At 71.7% G+C, this 19,605-nt stretch carries 14 protein-coding genes; 5 read left to right on the forward strand and 9 right to left on the reverse strand.

The window, feature by feature from the left end; all coding sequences use genetic code 11:
* Positions 1 to 42: 42 nt before the first annotated feature.
* Both NK718_RS09845 and sppA read right to left on the reverse strand, forming a co-directional pair.
* On the reverse strand, positions 43 to 333 hold the full coding sequence (locus NK718_RS09845; RefSeq protein WP_254741148.1) for an integration host factor subunit beta: 291 nt from the start codon (positions 331 to 333) through the stop codon (positions 43 to 45).
* Between the two features lie 58 nt (positions 334 to 391).
* On the reverse strand, positions 392 to 1,345 hold the full coding sequence (gene sppA, locus NK718_RS09850; RefSeq protein WP_254741151.1) for a signal peptide peptidase SppA: 954 nt from the start codon (positions 1,343 to 1,345) through the stop codon (positions 392 to 394).
* A 132-nt stretch (positions 1,346 to 1,477) separates the two neighbouring features.
* Between sppA and NK718_RS09855 the strand changes: the two genes are divergently transcribed.
* Entirely contained in the window at positions 1,478 to 2,800 is a 1,323-nt protein-coding gene (locus NK718_RS09855; protein ID WP_254741154.1) for a bifunctional folylpolyglutamate synthase/dihydrofolate synthase, read from the forward strand.
* A 70-nt stretch (positions 2,801 to 2,870) separates the two neighbouring features.
* The gene (locus NK718_RS09860; protein ID WP_254741157.1) at positions 2,871 to 3,038 is read left to right on the forward strand and encodes a hypothetical protein; all 168 of its coding nucleotides are present in this window, start codon (positions 2,871 to 2,873) and stop codon (positions 3,036 to 3,038) included.
* A gap of 57 nt (positions 3,039 to 3,095) precedes the next feature.
* On the opposite strand, the gene trxA is transcribed toward NK718_RS09860, so the two are convergent.
* From trxA to ahcY, 7 genes are all read right to left on the reverse strand, one after another.
* Positions 3,096 to 3,413, reverse strand: a complete 318-nt coding sequence (trxA, locus tag NK718_RS09865; RefSeq protein ID WP_254741160.1) for a thioredoxin — start codon at positions 3,411 to 3,413, stop codon at positions 3,096 to 3,098.
* A gap of 95 nt (positions 3,414 to 3,508) precedes the next feature.
* Complete coding sequence (addA, locus tag NK718_RS09870) at positions 3,509 to 7,015, reverse strand: double-strand break repair helicase AddA (protein ID WP_254741163.1); 3,507 nt, start codon at positions 7,013 to 7,015, stop codon at positions 3,509 to 3,511.
* Entirely contained in the window at positions 7,012 to 10,164 is a 3,153-nt protein-coding gene (gene addB / locus NK718_RS09875; RefSeq protein ID WP_254741166.1) for a double-strand break repair protein AddB, read from the reverse strand. Before addB ends, addA begins: the two co-directional genes overlap by 4 nt.
* Positions 10,154 to 10,852, reverse strand: a complete 699-nt coding sequence (locus NK718_RS09880) for a nucleotidyltransferase family protein (RefSeq protein ID WP_254741169.1) — start codon at positions 10,850 to 10,852, stop codon at positions 10,154 to 10,156. The genes addB and NK718_RS09880 overlap by 11 nt, the downstream gene beginning before the upstream one ends.
* Before the next feature lie 21 nt (positions 10,853 to 10,873).
* Complete coding sequence (gene tsaE, locus NK718_RS09885; RefSeq protein ID WP_254741172.1) at positions 10,874 to 12,430, reverse strand: tRNA (adenosine(37)-N6)-threonylcarbamoyltransferase complex ATPase subunit type 1 TsaE; 1,557 nt, start codon at positions 12,428 to 12,430, stop codon at positions 10,874 to 10,876.
* Positions 12,431 to 12,444: 14 nt separating this feature from the next.
* Entirely contained in the window at positions 12,445 to 14,973 is a 2,529-nt protein-coding gene (locus NK718_RS09890) for a PAS domain-containing sensor histidine kinase (protein WP_254741175.1), read from the reverse strand.
* 228 nt (positions 14,974 to 15,201) lie between these two features.
* Positions 15,202 to 16,608, reverse strand: a complete 1,407-nt coding sequence (gene ahcY / locus NK718_RS09895) for an adenosylhomocysteinase (protein WP_254741178.1) — start codon at positions 16,606 to 16,608, stop codon at positions 15,202 to 15,204.
* Between the two features lie 178 nt (positions 16,609 to 16,786).
* Between ahcY and NK718_RS09900 the strand changes: the two genes are divergently transcribed.
* The 3 genes from NK718_RS09900 (at position 16,787) to rpoN (ending at position 19,551) form a co-directional block, all read left to right on the forward strand.
* Positions 16,787 to 16,969 carry a hypothetical protein gene (locus NK718_RS09900; protein WP_254741182.1) on the forward strand — a complete coding sequence of 61 codons (183 nt, stop codon included), beginning with the start codon at positions 16,787 to 16,789 and terminating at the stop codon, positions 16,967 to 16,969.
* A 120-nt stretch (positions 16,970 to 17,089) separates the two neighbouring features.
* Complete coding sequence (gene lptB, locus NK718_RS09905) at positions 17,090 to 17,914, forward strand: LPS export ABC transporter ATP-binding protein (RefSeq protein ID WP_256515540.1); 825 nt, start codon at positions 17,090 to 17,092, stop codon at positions 17,912 to 17,914.
* Between the two features lie 107 nt (positions 17,915 to 18,021).
* Positions 18,022 to 19,551 (forward strand): RNA polymerase factor sigma-54, encoded by a 1,530-nt coding sequence (rpoN, locus tag NK718_RS09910; RefSeq protein WP_254741188.1) that lies wholly within the window; start codon positions 18,022 to 18,024, stop codon positions 19,549 to 19,551.
* Positions 19,552 to 19,605: the final 54 nt, after the last annotated feature.

A 19,605-nucleotide genomic window follows, 5' to 3' on the forward strand; every position in this document is an offset into this window, starting at 1 on the left:
ACGCTTCAGGACGCGACGACGCGCGTCCCGCGCCGTGCCGGCTCAGCGCGCCTCGTCCCGGTTCAGGCGCAGGCGCATTTCCTTGCCGGCCTTGAACACCGGAACGACCTTCTCGCCGACGGGCACATGCTCGCCGGTGCGCGGATTGCGGCCGATGCGCGCGTCGCGCTTCTTCACCGAGAACGCCCCGAACCCCCGGATCTCGACCCGGTCCCCGCGCGCCAGCGCCTGGGTGATCTCGTCGAGAATGGCGTTGACGACATTCTCCGCGTCCCGCTGATACAATTCGGGGTAGTGCTCCGCGATTTTCTGCACCAGCTCGGACTTGATCATGACGGTCTGGCCCCCCGCGGCCGCTAACACACTGCAAAGTCTAATTTATTGCCCGATGTCAAGGCTGCCAGAGCGCCAGCATCCCGTCAAGGACGGGCCGCGCGGCGGCCGTGTCGAGCGCCTTGAGCCCGCCCGCGAGGTCGCGCAGGCCAACGGCGCCGGCCACCGAGGAGGCGATGCCGAAGAGGCCCAACGCGCGGTCCTCGGTCCGTTTCCATTCCTTCACCGGCAGGTCCTTGGCGATGCCCTTTTCCTTCTCCAGCCAGGCCACAGCCTGCTTCTGCGCGCCGAGTTCGTCGACGAGCCTGAGCCCGAGCGCCTGGGAGCCGGTGAACACGCGGCCGTCACTGACCGTCGCCAGCTCCTGGCCGGTGATGCCGCGCCGCGACGAGACGAGCCCCTTGAACCAGTCGAAGCTCGAGACGACGAGCGAACGCAGCGCCTCCTGCGCCTCAGGCGTGCTGCGCTCGAACGGGCTCGGCGCGGCCTTGAGCGGGGCCGACTTCACGGTTTCGACGGTGACGCCGATCTTGTCGAGCAGGCCCACCACGTTCGGCATCTGGAACAGCACGCCGATCGAGCCGACGAGCGAGGTCTGCTGCGCGACGATGCGGTCCGTGCCCATCGCCGCGATGTAGCCGCCGGACGCCGCCATGCCGGAGACGACGGCCACCGTCGGCTTCTTGGCGGACAGTTCGCGCAGCGCGTCGAACAGCAGCTCGGAGCCGGTCACGGTGCCGCCGGGGCTGTTGATCTCGACCAGCACGGCGCGCGGGGCCGCGCTCTCGCCGACACGCTTGATCAGGTCCAGCGTCTTGTCGTCGCCGGTGATCACGCCGGAAATCTCGATCTTGGCGACATGGGCCTGCGCCCGCGCCCCGAATTCGCGGTCGCCAAAGGCGAGCGCGAGGCCGACGATGGCCGCGCAAGCGACGGCGAAGGCCGCCACGCGCCAGAAGGTCACCTTGCGCGCCATGCGCCGGCGGTCCACGAGATAGTCGCTGTCCGACATCGCTGCTGCTCCAGGCCCCCGCCTTTCCCTAGCCTCGATGTCGGACGAGAGCAACCGGACGCCGGACGGGCGGTGTTGCGCCGCGCGGCGGCAGCGGATAGTCGTCCGGCTCGTCGCCGCGATGGATGGCCCATGCTCCCCTCAGACGCCCTGCTGGCGCGTTTCCTCGCGCTCCACCCCAAGCTGATCGACCTGTCGCTCGGCCGGCTGGAGCGGCTGCTGAAGGCGCTCGGCGAGCCGCACCGCCGCCTGCCGCCGGTGATTCACGTCGCCGGCACCAACGGCAAGGGTTCGACGGTCGCCTTCATGCGCGCCGTGCTCGAGGCGGCGGGGCTCAGCGTCCACGTCTACACCTCGCCCCATCTGGTGCGCTTCCACGAGCGCATCCGGCTCGGCCGCCCCGGCGGCGGCGAACTCGTGACGGAACCGGCCCTGGTCGACGCCTTCCGCCGCTGCGAGGAGGCCAATGGCGGCCAGCCGATCACCGTATTCGAGATGACCACCGCGGCCGCCTTCCTGCTGTTCGCCGAGAACCCGGCCCACGTGCTGCTGCTCGAAGTGGGCCTGGGCGGGCGCTTCGACGCCACCAATGTCGTCGAGAAGCCGCTCGTCAGCGTCGTGACGCCGGTGTCGATGGACCATTCGGAATATCTCGGCGACAGCATCGCGAAGATCGCCGGCGAGAAGGCGGGCATCTTCAAGCGCGGCGCGCCCTGCGTGATCGCCTTGCAGGAGCACGCCGACGCTCTCGCCGTGCTCGAGAGGGCCGCCGCGCGCACCGGCGCCAAGGTGACGGTCGGCGGGCAGGATTTCCACGTCCACGAGGAGCAGGGACGGCTGGTCTACCAGGACGACGACGGCCTGCTCGACCTGCCGCTGCCGCGCCTGCCCGGCCGGCATCAATACGTCAACGCCGGCGCGGCGATCGCGGCGCTGCGCGCGGCCGGTTTCGGCCGCCTGCCGGCCAAGGCCTACGAAACCGGCATCGCGGGGGCGGACTGGCCGGCCCGCCTGCAACGCCTGTCGCGCGGCCGGCTCGCCGGCCTGCTGCCGGACGGGGCCGAGCTGTGGCTCGACGGGGGCCACAACCCCGATGGCGGAAAGGTGCTGGCGGCGGCGATGGGCGATTTCGAGGAGCGCCGCGCCCGACCGCTGGTGATGATTGTCGGCATGTTGGGCACCAAGGATTCGGCCGGCTTCCTCGACCCCTTCCGGGGCCTGGCGCAGGAGGTGCTGGCGGTGCCGATGACCACCCAGACCGCCGCGCGGCCCGCCTCCGAGGTCGCCGAGTTCGCCCGCGAGGCGGGCATTCCCGCCCGCGCCTTCGCCAGCTTGGAGGCGGCGCTGGCCGATATCGGGGAGCGGGACTGGGACCAGGCGCCGCGCGTGCTGATCTGCGGCTCGCTCTATCTCGCGGGCGAGGTCCTCGCCGCCAACGGAACGCCTCCGTCCTGAAACCGGGGCGCGACCGCGGCTGGCACGCTTTCTGCAACTCCACGATGTGGGGGAGAGCCAGGAGGCGACGATGCGCCGCTGCATGCTGACGACGATCGGGGCGGGTAAGACCGGCCAGACCTATCTCGTCGTGATGTTCGTGAACGAGGTGGAGCAGTACACCCTGGCGGGGCTGAGCCTTTCGAGCGCGCTCGGGGCCATCGAGCGCTTCATGGACGCCGGCCGGCCCGGCGTCTGACGCAGCAACGAAAAAGGCGCCGGCGAGGGCGCCTCTTCGGGGTCGATCCCGCGCGGCTCAGATGCCGGACGAGATCCACTTCTGCAACTCGCCCTTCGGCGCGGCGCCGACCTTCTGCGAGGCGATCTTGCCGCCCTTGAACATCAGCAGAGTCGGGATGGAGCGGATGCCGAACTGCGCCGAGACGTTGGGGTTCTCGTCGACGTTCAGCTTGACGATTTTCACCTTGCCGGCCAGCTCCTTCGAGATTTCCTCGAGCGCGGGAGCGATCATGCGGCAGGGGCCGCACCACTCCGCCCAGAAATCCACCACCACCGGCTCGGCGGAATCGAGCACGTCGGACTTGAAGGTGGCGTCGGTGACCTTGGCAGTCATGTCATCCTCGCGAACTGGAAGCCGCAACAAGGGAATCCCGGCGGCAGGGGTCGGATCGGAAGCTATGGACGGCCCCGGGAAGCGTCAAGTCAGCCTCACGCAGGGGTGATGCTCCCGGCGGGCGCGGCGGCGATGGCGGCGAGCGCGGCGTCGAGCCGCTCCGGCGCGATCTCGGCCGCGACCGGCGCGCTCGTCCACACCAGCAGGCAGCGCACGGGCCGCCCCGGGTACAGCTTCTGAACGAGCGCGCGGTAGACGGCGAGCTGGCCGACATAGGCCGGCGACACGTCGGCGGGGTCGGCGGGCGGAACCGCGGCGGTCTTGTAGTCGGCGATCCAGACCGCCTCCTCGGTCACCGCGAGCCTGTCGATCTGGCCGGAGACGGGCGTCATCGCACCCCCCGGCCCCAGCGGCAAACGACCCGCGACCGGCGCCTCGGCGCGGCTTTGCGGACCGAACAACACGCCCAGATCGGCGTCCTCGAGCAAGGCCAGCACCTGGGCGGCGATCGCCTCGCGGCGCGCCTCGGGCAGGCTCGCGCCGCGTCGGGCGAGCAGGCGCAGCGCCGCTTCACGGCGCGCCGGACCCGGCAGGGCCGGCAACGATTCGAGCAGGCCGTGGACGAGCACGCCGACGAGCCGCGCCTCGCGGACGAAGGGCCGGTCTCCGGCGCGGCCGCCGGCCTCCGCCGCCTCTACGGCGCTCGACGGGCGCACCGGCGGCCGAGCCGCCGGCTCCGCGGGCGCGGGCGTTTCGAGCCAGGCGGGAGGCTGGAACGGCGTCTCCGTCCGCGTCGCCTGTCGGGCTGGCGCGGCGGGGTGCGGCGCGGAGCGCCAGCGCAGCACGGGGTGGCCATCCGCCAGCGTGGCGGCGGCGCAGCCGGGCTCGAGCGAACGGCGGATCATGTCGTACCAGCAGTCCGCGCCGCGCCCCTTGCGGTTCTCGAAGCCGGCGACGACCAGCAGGTCCCTTGCGCGGGTCATGCCGACATAGAGCAGGCGGTGATATTCCTCGCGCGCCGCGTCGGCGAGGCGCTGCCGCGCCGCCGTCACGGCGGGCGGGTCGCTGTCCTTCGACGGCGACCAGACCGGCGCGCTCAGCCCGTTCGGCAGCGGAAGCTGGAGAATGCTGGCGCGCGAGGCCGGGACAGTGCAGGTGTCGGCGAGGAACACCACCGGGGCCTCGAGGCCTTTCGCGCCATGCACGGTCATCACGCGCACCTCGTCGCGCCCGGCCTCCATGTCGCGGCGGATCATGATGTCCGCGCCCTCGATGGCGGCGAGGAAGCGCGGCAGCGAGGGAGTCTCGCGGTGCTGGTAATCGAGCGCCAGCCGCAGGAACTCGTCGACGGCGTCGCCCGCTTCCGCGCCGAGCCGCGCCAGGACGCGGCGGCGGCCGCCTCCCGGCCCGAGCACGGCGGCGTAGAAATCGAACGGCCCGGCGCGCCGGGCCAGCGCACGCCATTCCGTCACCAGCGTTTGCGCCGAGGCGAGGCGCGTGTCCGTCGCGGCGGCGCGGGCGAGCGCGTCGGACAGGCTGCCCGCCCGGCCTGGCGCGAAGCGCAGCAGATCGTCGTCGTCGAGCCCGACGAGCGGCGACTTCAGCAGCGACGCCAGAGTCAGGTCGTCGTCCGGCAGAAGGGCGGAGCGCCCGAGCGCCACGAGGTCGAGCACCGCGATGTGCTGGGTCAGCGCAAGCCGGTCGGCGCCGGCAACGGGCACGCCCCTGTCCTTCAGGGCGCGGATCATCGCCTCGAAGAACGGTCCCCGGCTGCGCACCAGCACCAGCACGTCGCCGGGCCGCACGGTCCGGCCCTCCTCGTCGCCTCGCCCGCGCCAGGCGTCGATGCGCGCGGCGATGCGCTCGGCCAGCCGCACGAACGGCGCGCCCTCCTCCGGCTCGTCGACGGGCTTCGACCAGGCTTCGGGATCGCGCGGCGGCGCCGGAACCTCGGGCTCCCAGATCTCCACCATGCCAGGCGCGCCCCGGCGGGCGCTCTCGTGGACCGTGCCGATCGCGACAGGGTTGGGGCCGTCTTCCTCGAAGGACAGCCCGCGAAAATGCGCGGCGACCTTGAACACCTCGTCGACCGCGCCGAGGACGTCCGGGGCGGAGCGGAAGGACAGGGTGAGCTTCTCGTCGTAAAACGCCCAGCGCGAGGCGTCGGCCCGCCGCAGGGCGTCGAAGCCGCGCCTGAAGTGTGTGCGCGCGCGCTCGAACGCACGCGGCTCCGCGCCCTGGAACGAGAAAATCGACTGCTTGGGATCTCCCACCGCGAACACGGTGCGCACGCGCCCGGCGCGGCTCTCGCCGGAAATGAAGTCCTCCGCCAGCCCGCGCAGGATGTCCCACTGCACCTCGCTCGTGTCCTGCGCCTCGTCCACGAGAATGTGGTCGATGCCCTGGTCGAGCTTGTAGAGCACCCAGGCCGCGTCGGCGCGCGACAGCAGCCTCGCCGTACGGGCGATCAGGTCGTCGAAATCGAGCGCGCCCCGCGCGCTCTTGCGCGCCTCGTTATCCTGGATCACCGCCTCGGCGAGGGTCAGCAGCGCGTGGGTGCGCTCCACCGCCAGCGCCGCCTTGCGCAGCTCCGCCAGCGCATGGACCCGCTCCCGCTCCGCGCTCATTCGATCGGCCAGCGCCGGATGGGCGGCGCGCACTTTTTTCGTGACGAAGCTGCTGTCGGCGCGCGGTCCGCCCGCCTTGGTCAGGAAGGCGCAGACATAGGCGTCGTGGCGCGCCTGATCGTCGGCGGCCGCGTGGGCGGCTTCGAGGAAGCCCGCCAGCTTCGCTTCCGTCGCGCCGCCCGACGCGCGCAGCGTGGCGGCGACAGAGAGCCATTCGGAAGGCGGCAGGCCGCCGCTCACGACCTCCCCGACGATGTCGGCGGCGGTCTGGCCGGGCGCGAGGCCCAGCTCCGCCGCCAGCGCGTCCATGGCCGCCCGAATCCCGGCGGCGTCGCGCGCCTGCTCGCGCATCCAGCCCTTCAGCCTCAGCGCGTCCCGCAACAGGGCGGCGAGCGTCGATTCGGCGGCGACTTCGCCGGCGATCGCGAGCGCGTCCGCGATGGGGCCGGTGGGATGCAGCGCGGCCTGCGTCAGCACGTGCTTCTGCGCCGCGGCGAGCATCTCGGCGGCCGTGCCGTCGTCGAGCACCTGGAAGCGCGCCGAGACGTTGGCCTCGAAAGGGAAGAGATGCAGGAGACGTTCGCAGAAGGCGTGGATGGTCTGGATCTTCAGCCCGCCGGGCGTCTCGATGGCGCGGGCGAACAGACGCCGGGCCATCGCCAGGCGCGCCGGCGCGGGGCGCTCGCCCTCGATGGCGGCGATGGCGTCCGAGAGACGGGCGTCGTCCATCGACACCCACGAGCCGAGAATGTCGAAGACGCGGTTGGCCATGTTGGCCGCCGCCGCCTTGGTGAAGGTGAGCGAAAGGATGCGGCCGGGCTGCACGCCATCGAGCAGCAGGCGGACGACCCTGTTCGCCAGCACCGTCGTCTTGCCGGAGCCGGCGTTGGCCGACACCCAGGCGGAGGCGCGCGGGTCCGAGGCCCGGCCCTGGGCCTGGCGCGTCGCCACCGGGATGGTGAACCCGCCGCTCAAGCGCCGCCCTCCTCATCGCCGCCGCCGACCAGCGACCACTCCCGCACGCGGGCGAGATGGTCGTAGGGCGCGTAGCGCTTGGCGTACTGCACATAGGGGCGCGACACGAAGGGGCGCTCGCCGGCGGCGTATTCGTCCATCATCGCCGCGAGCCGCTCGATATGCTCGCGCACGAGGTCTTCCAGCTCGAACGGGTTCTTCTCGTCCCGCACCGGCTGTTCCTTGCCGGCCACGGAGCCGCCGGAGAGCTTCACATAGAGCAGCTCCTCGACCGGCCCGGCGCGTCCGATGGGCTCGAACGCCCCGGCCTCGACCATCGCGGCCTCGAGCGTGAGCTGCGGGCTGAAGCCGGCGCGCACCACCTTGGGGGTCGGCGCGGCGCCGGTCTTGAAGTCCACGACGCGGAAGCCGCCGGACGGCGTCACCTCGATGCGGTCGGCCACGGCGCGAAGCTCGAAGGTCGCGCCGCGTTTCAGCGGCAAAGCGAGCCGGCCATACACTTCCGGATAGAGGGCCACCCCCACGGCGCGGCGCGTCGGCTCCCATTGCGCGATCCACGCCGCCATCCGCTCGAAGCGCGGCCACCAGGCCGCCGCGACGTCCTTGTGGTCGCGCAACTGCGGCGTCTGGGCGAACAGCTCCGTCCCGATCGCCCGCAGTTCGGCGAGCGGGTCGGCCGGCAGCGCGTCCGGGAAGCGCTGCGTGAAGCGCTTCATCGCCTCGTGGACCAAGGTGCCCCGCAGCGCCGCGTCCGGTTCGGTGGCGACGGGATCGAGCGGGTCGAGCTCCAGCACGTGCCTGGCGAAGATCGCGTAGGGATCGCGCACCAGCGTTTCGATCTCGGTGACGCTGAGGCTCAGCGGCACGCGGCCTTCCGGCGCGAGCGGCGCGGGCCGGCGCGCCGGACGCGCGGGTCCGACCGCGTCGAGATGGCGCGCCAGCGCCAGCAGCGCGTCGCCGCGCTCCCGCACGGCCGCCCAGGCCGGATCGCCGGCCACGGCGCGCAGGCGCTGCACGAGGCGCGAGGGCACCGTGGGATCGCCGCCGCGCTTCAGCGCGCGGGTGATGACGACGCGCGGCGCGCCGAGCGCCTGCGCGAAATCGTGCGCCATCTGCCCGATCCGCCGCTCCGGGGCCGGCAGGCCCAGGTCCCGCCGCATGGGGCGGTTCAGGAAGGCGTCGCCGCGCGTCTCGCCCGGCCACGTCTTCTCGTCGAGCCCTCCGAGGACCCTCAGGTCGCAATCGAGCAGCCGCGCCTCCAGCAGGCCCCAGATGTGGATGCGCCGGTGGGTCTCCCCGGCGCGGCGCACGACGCGGCCGGCCATCAGCGCCTCCAGGAAGGCGGGGTAATCGCCGAGCCGGCCGGGGACGCTCTCGCCGCTCGCTTCACGCAATTCGTCGAACAGCGCGGCCAGGCCCTCGCCGTCGGGGCCCGAGAATGCGTCGCCCTCGTCGTCAGGACCCGGTTCGCCGAGCGCCGCGAGCACGGATTCATGCGCGGCCGGCAGGGTGACCAGGTCGCCGCAGCCGGCGAGAGCCGCCGGCGTGAAGCCCGAAAACGCCGCCTCGAGCCGTCCGAGCCAGGCGTCGAGCGCGTTCCAATCGGCGTCGCCGAGGCGGCGGCGCGGGCGCGGGGCATGCCGGCCGCCGCTCTCCTCGCGGGCGACCGGCAGGGCGGCGCGTAAGGCGGCGAGCCCGGGCTCCAGCGCGGGGCCCCGCAGCACGCCTATCTCCAGCGCCGCGCGGGCGCGCTCCCGCGTGCGGCGAGGCAGGCCCAGCCGGCACAGAGGATGCGCGGCGAGCGCCAGCAGCGCGTCGGCCTCGAAATCCGCCGCCGCGGCCTCGGCCACTAGCTGCGCGAGCAGGCCCGCCGAGGACTGGGCGAGCGGTTGCCCGGCCGAATCGTCGACGCGGATGTCCCAGCGGCGCAACTCGGCGGACACGCGCGCCGCCAGCGTGCGGTCCGGCGTCACCAGCGCGGCCACGCGGGACGGGTCCTCGACCGCTTCGCGCAGCGCCACCGCGATCGCCACCGCCTCTTCGCGATCGTCCGCCGCCTCGACGAAGGACAGGCCGGCAAGCGCCGCCGGGATCGAGTCCGGGTCGAGGCGTTCGTTTCGGGTGCTCCAGCGATGCGTCGTCTCGGCCGGGCGCAGCGCCTCCGACACGAAACGTTCCCGCAGAGCCAGCTCGGGGGTGGGCTCGCCAAGCACAGGGATGTCCTCCCGCGCCAGGCCGAAGCCGGGCAGCAGGCTCGCCAGCACGGCCTGCGGGTGGCTCGGATGGGCGTTGTCTCCCGGCGCGGCGATGGCGTCCCAGGCCTCGCTGTCGAGGCCAAGGTCCAGCCCGGGCAGCACGACCGCGCCGCGCGGCAGGCGCGCGATGGCGTGCAACAGCGCCGCCGTCGCCGGCATCGAGCCGGTCGACCCGGCGGCGATCATTGGGCCCGCGGGCGGCTGGCGGCGAAGGCGCTCCGCCTCGGCCAGCAGGATCCGGTGCCGCCGCAGCGCCGCGTCGAGCACGCCCCGCTCGGCGCACCAGGCCGGCCACGCCGCCGCGGCGATGCCGAGAAAAGCGCGGGAAATGTCCCAATACCGGCTGTACTCGTCCGGCACCAAGGCGTTGACGTCGTCCACGGTGCGGCCGTGGATCGACAGCGAGTCGATCAGCATGCCGAGGTCGCCGGCCATCGCCAGGGCGTCGGCGGGCGAGGACGGCACCAGCAACGGCTCAGAGGGGCCGAGGTCCATGATCTCGCGCCCCACCGCCTTCGCCCAGGCGAGCACGAGCCGGGCCAGCACGAGGCGGCGGGTCGTCTCGCCGACGGCGGGCGGCAGGCCCTCGGCCTCTCCGAAGCCTCCCGCCAGGGCCTCGACGAGCTGCGCCTCCTCGGCGTCGTCGACGTCGCCCAGCGGCACGATGCGCGGCAGCAGCGCCGCGCCCGGATCGGCGGCCTCCGCCAGCAGGGCGGCCAGGCCGCGCGCGGCGCGCCGCGTCGGCACGAAAACCGTCGCTTCGGAGAGAGAGAGGGGGTTGCCCCGGTCGGGCCAGCCGGGGATCAGCGCGCCGGAGAGCATCGCCGAGGCGAGGGTCGGCAGGAACGCCGCCCCCGGCGGAATGCTGAAGACCCTGGCGCGTTCAGCGGACACTCTCGTCGATCTTCCGTTCGGCCTCGGCGATGGATGCGGGCGTGCCCACATGCAGCCAGAAGCCGTCGAGTCGCAAGCCGTGCAGGCGGCCGGACGCGGCGGCGCGGTCGAACAGAAGATTGAGCGAGAACGGCCCCTCGGGCGTGTCGGCGAAGAACTCGGGGCGAACGATGATGACCCCGGCATACACAAAGGGAGCGACGTCCCGGCCCGTCCGGCGCTGCAGGCGGCCGAGCGCGTCCATGTGGAAATCGCCGCGCCCCTCGTAGCCGGTCGACGTCCAGGTGGGGGCGACCAGCATCAGCATGTCCATCGCGGCGGGATCGTAGGCTTCCGCCATCCGCACCAGATTTGAGCGCGGCCCGTCGATCCAGAAGCTGTCGGCGTTGACGATGTAGAAAGGGTCCGGGCCCAGCAGATTCAGGGCCTTCTTCACGCCGCCGCCCGAGTCGAGGAGGAGGTCGCGCTCGTCCGAAATGACCAGCTCGGGTCGGTCGCGCCGAGCCAGATGGGCTTCCATCTGCTCGGCCCGGTAATGCACGTTGACCACGGCCTTGCGGACGCCCGCCTCGACCAGCGGATCGAGGTTGCGGTCGATCAGCGTGCGCCCGCCCACCTCGACCAGCGGCTTGGGGAGTGTGTCGGTGATCGGGCGCATGCGCAGGCCGAGGCCCGCGGCGAGCACCATGGCTGTGGTCGGGACGCGCATTCAGGCGGTGGGGAACAGCGACGGCAGGTTGGCCTCGTACCACGCCTTGAGGTCGGCCAGCGCCGGATGCGACAGGTCGCGCCGGAGATAGGCCTCGATGCGCGGCAGGTGCTTCAGATATTGCGGCTTGCCGTCGCGCCGGTCGAGCCGGGCGAAGATGCCGAGGATCTTGGTGTTGCGCTGCGCGCCGAGCGCCGCGTAGGCGTGCGCGAAGGCGCTCATGTCGAAGGCGGGGTCGGCGAGGCGGCGCTGGCGGGCGTAATGCCCCAGCAGCTTCAGCTCGAGCTCCTGCGGCACCGTGACGCGCGCGTCCTGCATCAGCGACACGACGTCATAGGCGGGGTGGCCGATCACCGCGTCCTGGAAATCGATCAGCCCGACGCGCGCGAGGCCCTCGCGCTCGGGCAGCCATATCAGGTTGGGCGAGTGATAGTCGCGCAGCACCCACGTCTTCGGCCCGTCGACGATGGGCTCCAGCGCGGCGCGCCACAGGTTCACGAAGGCGCTTCGGACCGAGCCGGAGGCGTTGGCGCCGACCACGTGCGGCAGGTACCAGTCGAGCAGCAGCTCGACCTCGATCAGCATGGCGTCGAGGTCGTAGGGCGGCAGGGCGTAGTCGCGGCCGGGCTCGACCGGAAGCGTCGTCGGCAGGTCGCGCCGGTGCAGATTGGCGAGCAGCGCGGCGGACTCGGCGTAGCGCTCCTCGTCCGGCGCGCCGGCGGAGAGGACGCCGCCGTCGCCGAGATCCTCGATCAACAGCAGCCCCGTCTCGAGGTCCTGCGCGATGATGGCGGGCGCGCTGAAGCCCTGCTGGCGCAGGCCGTTCGCCATCGCCACAAACGGGTGGACGCTCTCGGCGAGGCGGGCCAGCGAGCTGTAGGCGCGGCCCATGCGCACCGGCGGGCCGTCCGGCCGGCGGGGCGAGATCATCAGAATGGCGGTCTCGCCGTGCAGCGTCAGCCGCTCATAGGCGCGGGTGGAGGCGTCGCCGAGCAGGTATTCGCGCCTGGCGTCGCCCCAGCCGGCTGCGGCGAGCAGGCGGTGGATCGCGCCGGCGCGCGCCACGCGCGCCGCCCACGCGCCGTGCCCGGTGAGCACGGCCACGCGCGCCCCCGGGCCCGCCGCCGGGTCGAGCCGCAGCGCCACGTCGAGCCGCTCCGCCGTCACCAGGAAGCCGGCGCGCTCGGGCCATTCGACCAGCACGAGCGAGTTGTCCGCCGCTTCCTCCCAGCCCAGCTCCTCCAGGTCGTCGGCGCCGCCGATGCGGTAGAGGTCGGCGTGGACGATGGGGTAGCGCTCGCCCTCGTAGGCCTGCATCAGCGTGAAGGTCGGGCTCGGCACCTCCAGCCCCGGCTCGCCCGTCAGGGCGCGGATGAGATGCCGGGCGAAGGTGGTCTTGCCGGCCCCGAGATCGCCCGTCAGCGTCACGAGGTCGCCGGCCGCCAGCAACGGCGCGAGATCGAGCGCGAGCCGCTCGGTCGCGGCCTCGTCGGCCAGCCGCACCGTCCAGCTCGCTTCCGGCAGGCCGTTGCGGGGGGCGGGGGCCGGTTCGGTCATCGCCAACTGGTTCCTCATTCGGCCGCCACCATGTCCTGGGCGTCGTCGGCCGGGAAGGTGCAGGTGACCGTGGTTCCCTGGCCGGCTACGGATGCGATGTCAACGGTTCCGCCGTGCAGTTCGACGAACGAGCGGACGATGGAGAGGCCGAGCCCCACGCCCCGGTGGGCCGAGCCCTTGGTGTCGCTCGTAAAGCGCTCGAACACCCGGTCGAGCAATTCGGCGGGGATGCCGCGCCCCTCGTCGCGCACGCCGAGAACGACAGCGCCGTGGCGGCGCTCGGCGAACACGGTGACGGTCTGGCCCGGCCGCGAGAAGCCGATGGCGTTGGACAGCAGGTTGAACAGCACCTGCCGCACGCGCTTGCCGTCGGCCGTCATCGCCCCGATCCCGGCGGGCACGTCGACGACGAGGCGGATGCGCGACTCGGCGATGCGGTCCTGCACGCCCTCGACGGCGGCGCGGATGGTCTCGCGGATGTCCACGGGGCCGAGCGACAGCTCGATTTCGCCGGTATCGATGGTCGCCAGGTCGAGAATGTCGTCGATGATCGCCATCAGCGCCGCCGACGAGCGCAAAATGTGGTTGGCGTAGTCCTTCTGGCGCTCGTTGAGCGGGCCGACCGTGCCGTCCGCCAGCATCTGCGTGAAGCCGATGACGTTGGTCAGCGGCGAGCGCAACTCGTAGCTGACGTGGTGGACGAAGCTCTCGCGCAACTGCCCGGCGCGCTCCAGCGCCTCGTTGCGCTCGGTGAGGGCGCGCTCGACATTGGTGTTGGCGGTCACGTCGACGAAGGTCAGCAGCGTGCCCCCGTCAGGCAGCGGGGCGGCGGCGCAGTCCAGCACGATGCCGTCGCGACGCTGCATGCGCACGGCGACGCCCTGCCGCGTCTCGGTCAGGCCGGCGACCGCGCCGCGGATCTCCTGCCAGCCGGCGTCGTCGAGGCACAGCTCGCGCCCGCGCGCCACGATCGCTTCGATATGAGCGCGCTCCGCCGTCGTCTCCGGCGCGAGGCCCCACATCGCCGAAAAGGCGGGGTTGAGCAGCTTGAGCCGGCCGTCCGCGCCGAACACGGCGACGCCCTCCTTGAGCGCGGCCAGCGTCTCGGACTGCACGCGCAGCACCGAGTTGAACTGCGTCTCGAGGTGGAAGCGCTCGGTGACGTCCTCGAAGAGATAGGTCACCCCGCCGCCGGGGTTGGGGTTGGTGACGACGCGCAGCGTGCGCCCGTCGGGCAGGTACCAGGGCGTCTCGCGCGGCTCGAGCGCGTGATAGGCCTCCAGCATCTGGATCTTCCACGAGCGGTAATCGGCCTGCTCGGGCAGGCGGCGCATGTGGCGCAGGCGGTCGAGGATTTCGCCGTCGGTCGGCGAGGCGTCGAGGAAGCTCTCCTCGATCTCCCACAGCCGGCGATAGGCGACGTTGCAGAAGCGCAGCCGTCGGCGTCCGTCGAAGATCGCCACGGCCGTCGGCAGTTGGTCCAGCGTGTCGGCGTGGCTCTTGCTCAGGGCGTTGAGTTCCGCGCGGAGGCTTTCGATCTCCGACACGTCGGTGGCGATGCCGATCGAGCCCTTGGCCGTCGTCAGGTCGAGCACGTCGAACATGCGCCGTTCGCCGGCCACCACCACCGGCACGCGGCCCTGGTAGCGGCCGTCCCGCAGGCGCGCGCGAGCGGCCTCGTCGCGCACCGCGCGGTCGAGCAGTTCGACGCCCTGGCTCACCGCCTCGGCGCCGGTGGGCGCCTCGACGGCGCGCGCATAGGCGAGATTCGCCCAGGACAGCCGCCCCTCCGCGTCGCGCAGCCACAAGGGCTGGGGCAGCGCGTCGAGCATGGCGCGCATGGCGTCCGCTTCGTCCGCCAGACGGCTGTGCTGATCCTGCAGGTGAATCACCTCCAGCCGGTCGCCCGAAACGTCGCGCACGCGCAGCACGGCGCGGCCCATCACCGGCCGCCCCTCGGCCTCCATGATGCGCCCGCCCGGCGTGCGCAGCACCATCCGGAACCCTTCGCCGTGGGTCTTCAGGCGCTCGACCGCGGTCTCGACGGCCTGCGCCTGGGCGGCCGGCAGCCATGTGCCGAAGGCCAGGACGCGCCGGTGGGCCTGGCCTTCCGACACGAGGGCGAGGTCGCCCTCCATGTCCGGCTCGCCGCCCGGCCCGCCCCAGGCGACGACGATCTGCGGCTCGGAGCCGAGCAGCACGTCGGCGCGGTCGCACCGGGCACGCAATTCGCCGATCTCGCCGAGCAGGGCGGCTTCCCGCTCGCTCCAGCGCCGGCGCTGGCCGATATGGATGATGGCCGTGGCGGTGGCGAAGAAGACGAGCCCCATGAAGACGGCGAGGCCGACCGCCCCGTGCGGGTCGACGCGCGCCGGGATCTGGGACATGACGCCGGTCCATGGCGCGGCGGCGGCCTCGGCCGAGGCGAACGCCGCCGGGCCCGAGAGGGCGGTCGCGGCGAGCAGGCGCAAACGTCCGGCCACGGCGGCGGGAGAGCGGCCGGCCCGCAGGTCTCCTCGATCGCCCGGCCCGCGCTCGGCCATCTCCGCTCTGTCTCCCGCGCTGGCGCCCCGAGGGCGCAATGGACCGCAGGGGCCGCGCCCCGGCCCCGAATCAGCACACAATAGCCGCCTCACGAGTCCGCCCGAAAGTGGTTAACCGCCCGTGAAAACACCAACGCGCGCAGGCAGTCGACGGCCGTTGCCGAAATGCAAGAAGCCCGGCCTCGCGGCCGGGCTTCCAGGGGTGACTTCGATCGCGGGCGGCGAGCGTCAGTAGCGATAGTGATCCGGCTTGAACGGGCCGGACTGCGCCACGCCGAGATAGGCCGACTGCTTGTCCGTGAGCTGCGTGAGCTTGACGCCGATCTTGGCGAGATGCAGCGCCGCGACCTTCTCGTCCAGGTGCTTGGGCAGGGTGTAGACCTTGCGCTCGTACTGGCCCTGCTTGGTCCAAAGCTCGATCTGCGCCAAAGTCTGGTTGGTGAAGGACGCCGACATGACGAAGGAGGGATGCCCCGTCGCGTTGCCGAGGTTCACCAGCCGGCCTTCGGAGAGCACGAGGATGCGCTTGCCGTCGGGGAACTCCACCTCGTCCACCTGCGGCTTGACGTTGTGCCACTGGAAATTGCGCAGCGCGCCGATCTGGATCTCGCTGTCGAAGTGGCCGATGTTGCAGACGATGGCGCGGTCCTTCATGGCCCGCATGTGGTCGACGGTGATGACGTCGACATTGCCGGTGGCGGTGACGAAGATGTCGGCGCGCGGAGCGGCGTCGTCCATCGTCACCACCTCGTAGCCCTCCATCGCCGCCTGGAGCGCGCAGATCGGGTCGACTTCCGACACCATGACGCGGCAGCCGGCATTGCGCAGCGAGGCGGCCGAACCCTTGCCCACATCGCCGAAGCCGGCGACCATGGCCACCTTGCCGGCCATCATCACGTCGGTTCCGCGACGGATGCCGTCGACGAGCGACTCGCGGCAGCCGTACAGGTTGTCGAACTTGGACTTGGTGACGCTGTCGTTGACGTTGATGGCGGGGAAGAGGAGCTTGCCCTCCTTCTCCATCTGATAGAGGCGGTGAACGCCCGTGGTGGTCTCTTCGGTGACGCCGCGGATCGCCGCGCCGTTGCGGCCGTACCAGCCGGGATTGCTCTTCAGCCGCTTCTTGATCGCCGCGAAGAGGACTTCCTCCTCCTCGTTGGACGGCGTGTCGAGGAAGGCGGTGTCGCCGCCCTCGGCGCGGATGCCGAGGTGAATCAGCAGCGTCGCGTCGCCGCCATCGTCGAGGATCATGTTCGGCGTGCCGCCGTCGGCCCACTCGAAGATGCGGTGGGTGTACTCCCAGTAGTCCTCGAGGCTCTCGCCCTTGATGGCGAAGACGGGCGTGCCGGCCGCCGCGATGGCGGCGGCGGCATGGTCCTGCGTCGAGTAGATGTTGCACGAGGCCCAGCGCACGTCCGCGCCGAGCGCCTGCAGGGTCTCGATCAGCACCGCCGTCTGGATCGTCATGTGCAGGGAGCCCGCCACGCGCGCGCCCTTGAGCGGCTGCGACGGGCCGTATTCGGCGCGCGTCGCCATCAGGCCCGGCATCTCCGTCTCGGCGATGCGGATTTCCTTGCGGCCCCAGTCGGCGAGACCGATGTCGGCGATGCGGTAGTCGTTGAAATTGTGGGTCATGGCAGGTCGCCCCGTCGCTGGTTGGGGAAATTCGAAGGCCGCTCTATAGCACCGGCGCGCGATGGGAGCAATAAAGACATAAAGAAATCTTTATATCCCGTTTTGACGGATGCCTCCAGGCCGGGGAACGCCCACGCGCGGGCCGGGTTAAGGCCCTCTCACCCATAGGGCCCGGATCATGGCCAGGCACGGCAAGACTGAGCGCAAGACCGCGCGGCGCGAGCGCCGCCCCACGGAGCAAGGCGGGCCACCGCCCGCCGGCCCGCACGCCAAGCCCGAGTTGACCGACCCGGACAAGACGCCCGGCGCGGGAACCCTGCCGGAGCCCCGCCGCGACGACGTGTCGTCCGGCACCGGCTAACGGCGTCGGCTGCACCGGGATTCCTTGCGGTGGCCGCAAAGCTCCGCTAGACGAGGCGAAACGGCTTCTCCGGACAGTTTCGTGCGATTCTTCTTTCGCCAGCGCGCCAGCGATCGCCAGATGACGCTCGCCTTGCCCGAGGGCGCGGACGAGCACGGCCGCGCCGTGCTTCCCGACGGCCTCGCGCCGCGCCACGACGGCTCGGACGGCGACTGGGGCAGCGCCGGCGTGCTGGCGGTCGAGGGGCTCGCCAAGTCCTATCGCGGGCGGGCCGTGGTTCAGGACGCCGGGCTGTTCGTGCGCAACGGCGAGGCGGTCGGACTCCTCGGCCCGAACGGCGCGGGCAAGACGACCATCTTCTACATGATCACCGGGCTGGTGAGGCCCGACCGGGGCCGCATCTCGCTGGACGGCCACGACGTCACGGCGCTGCCGATGTATCGCCGCGCCCGGCTGGGCATCGGCTACCTGCCGCAGGAGGCCTCGATCTTCCGCGGCCTCAATGTCGAGGACAATATCCGCGCGGTGCTCGAGGTCGTGGAGCCGGACCGCGCGCGGCGCGAGCAGGAGCTCGAGTCCCTGCTCGACGAGTTCGACATCAAGCGGCTGCGCAAGGCGCCGTCCATCGCGCTGTCGGGCGGCGAGCGGCGACGCTGCGAGATCGCCCGCGCGCTGGCCGGGCGGCCGTCCTTCATGCTGCTCGACGAGCCCTTCGCGGGCATCGACCCGATCGCGGTCGGCGACATCCAGGCCCTGGTCCGCCACCTCACCGCACGCGGCATCGGCGTGCTGATCACCGACCATAACGTGCGCGAGACGCTGGGCCTGATCGACCGCGCCTACATCATCCACTCCGGCCGCGTGCTGATGGAAGGCACGCCGCAAGAGATCATCGCCAGCGAGGATGTTCGCCGGCTCTATCTCGGCGAAGACTTCCGGCTCTGAAGCTTCCGCTTTGACCGCGACGGCGGCGCGAAGTAAGACATGATCCAAAGGCAATTTCCGTGCCGCGACGCCGGCCGGCGCGCGGAAGCGTTTTGGATGCGGTTGGAATGAGATTTTCGCAGCGGCTCGAGATCCGTCAGGGCCAGTCCCTGGTGATGACGCCGCAGCTGCTGCAGGCGATCAAGCTGCTGCAGTTCTCCAGCCTCGAACTGTCCAACTACGTGGAAGCCGAACTCGAGCGCAATCCGCTGCTGGAGCGCGACGACGCGGAGCGCCCCGAGGGAGAGACCGACGCCGTCCCCGAGGCCGCCGAGGCGGGCGACCCCGGCGAGATCGCGCCGGAGCGCGGCGAGATCGACCGGGGCGCCGACGTCGACCTCGGTAACGAATTTCCCGACGAGACGCCGGTGTCGCGCGCCGAGAGCGCGCCCGAGCCGGACGGCCTCGGCCTCTCGGCGGGTGCCTGGTCGGGCGTCGGCCCGGGCGGCGGCGGCGACGAGCCGTCGAGCCTGGAGGCCTATGTCGCCGCGCAGCCCTCGATGCAGGACATGCTGGGCGACCAGCTCGCTCTGGCGACGCGCGACCCCGTCGACCTGCTGATCGGCCGGACGCTGATCGACCTCATCGACGAGGCCGGCTACATCACCGAGCCGCTGGCCGAAGTCGCCGAACGGCTCGGCGTGCCGCTTGAGCGCGTCGAGCGGACGCTCGCCATCATCCACGGTTTCGAGCCGGCCGGCATCGGGGCGCGCAACCTCGCCGAATGCCTGCGCATCCAGCTCGTCGAGGCCGATCGCCACGACCCGGCGATGGCGGCGCTGCTCGGCCGCCTGGACCTGCTGGCGAAGCGCGACTTCGCCGCCCTGAAGAAGATCTGCGGGGTCGACGACGAAGACCTCAAGGACATGGTGTCGGAGCTGCGCCGGCTCGATCCCAAGCCCGGCCTGCGCTTCGGCGGCGGGCCGATCCAGCCCGTGGTGCCGGACGTCTATGTGCGGCGCGGCGCGGACGGCGGCTGGGCGGTCGAGCTCAACAGCGACGTGCTTCCGCGCGTGCTCGTCAACCAGAGCTACCTCGCGACCGTGTCGAAGGCGGTGCGCGGCGAACCCGAGAAGGCCTACCTCACCGATTGCCTGCAGACGGCCAACTGGCTGACACGCAGCCTGGAGCAGCGCGCCCGCACCATCCTCAAGGTGGCGACCGAGATCGTGCGCCAGCAGGACGCCTTCCTGGCGCACGGCGTCGAGCACCTGCGCCCGTTGAACCTGCGCACCGTCGCCGACGGGATCGCGATGCATGAATCCACGGTGTCGCGGGTGACCTCCAACAAGTACATCGCCACGCCGCGCGGCGTGTTCGAGATGAAGTACTTCTTCACCGCCGCGATCGCCGGCACGAAGGGCGGCGACACGCATTCGGCGGAAGCCGTCCGCCACCGGATCAGGCAGATGATCGACGCGGAGAACCCGGCGGACGTGCTGTCCGACGACGCCATCGTCCAGAAGCTGCGCGACTCGGGCATCGACATCGCCCGGCGCACCGTCGCCAAGTACCGGGAAGGCCTGCGGATTCCCTCGTCGGTGGAGCGCCGCCGCGAGAAGATGGCGATGCGGGAGACCGCCGAGCAGGGCGTCTGAAATCACCCCAAGTTGACTTCGGATCGGGCCGTCCTTACCTCTTGGACGAGGCCT

Origin of the sequence: Alsobacter ponti, from assembly GCF_024294805.1 — a bacterium.
Lineage (GTDB): Bacteria > Pseudomonadota > Alphaproteobacteria > Rhizobiales > Beijerinckiaceae > Alsobacter > Alsobacter ponti.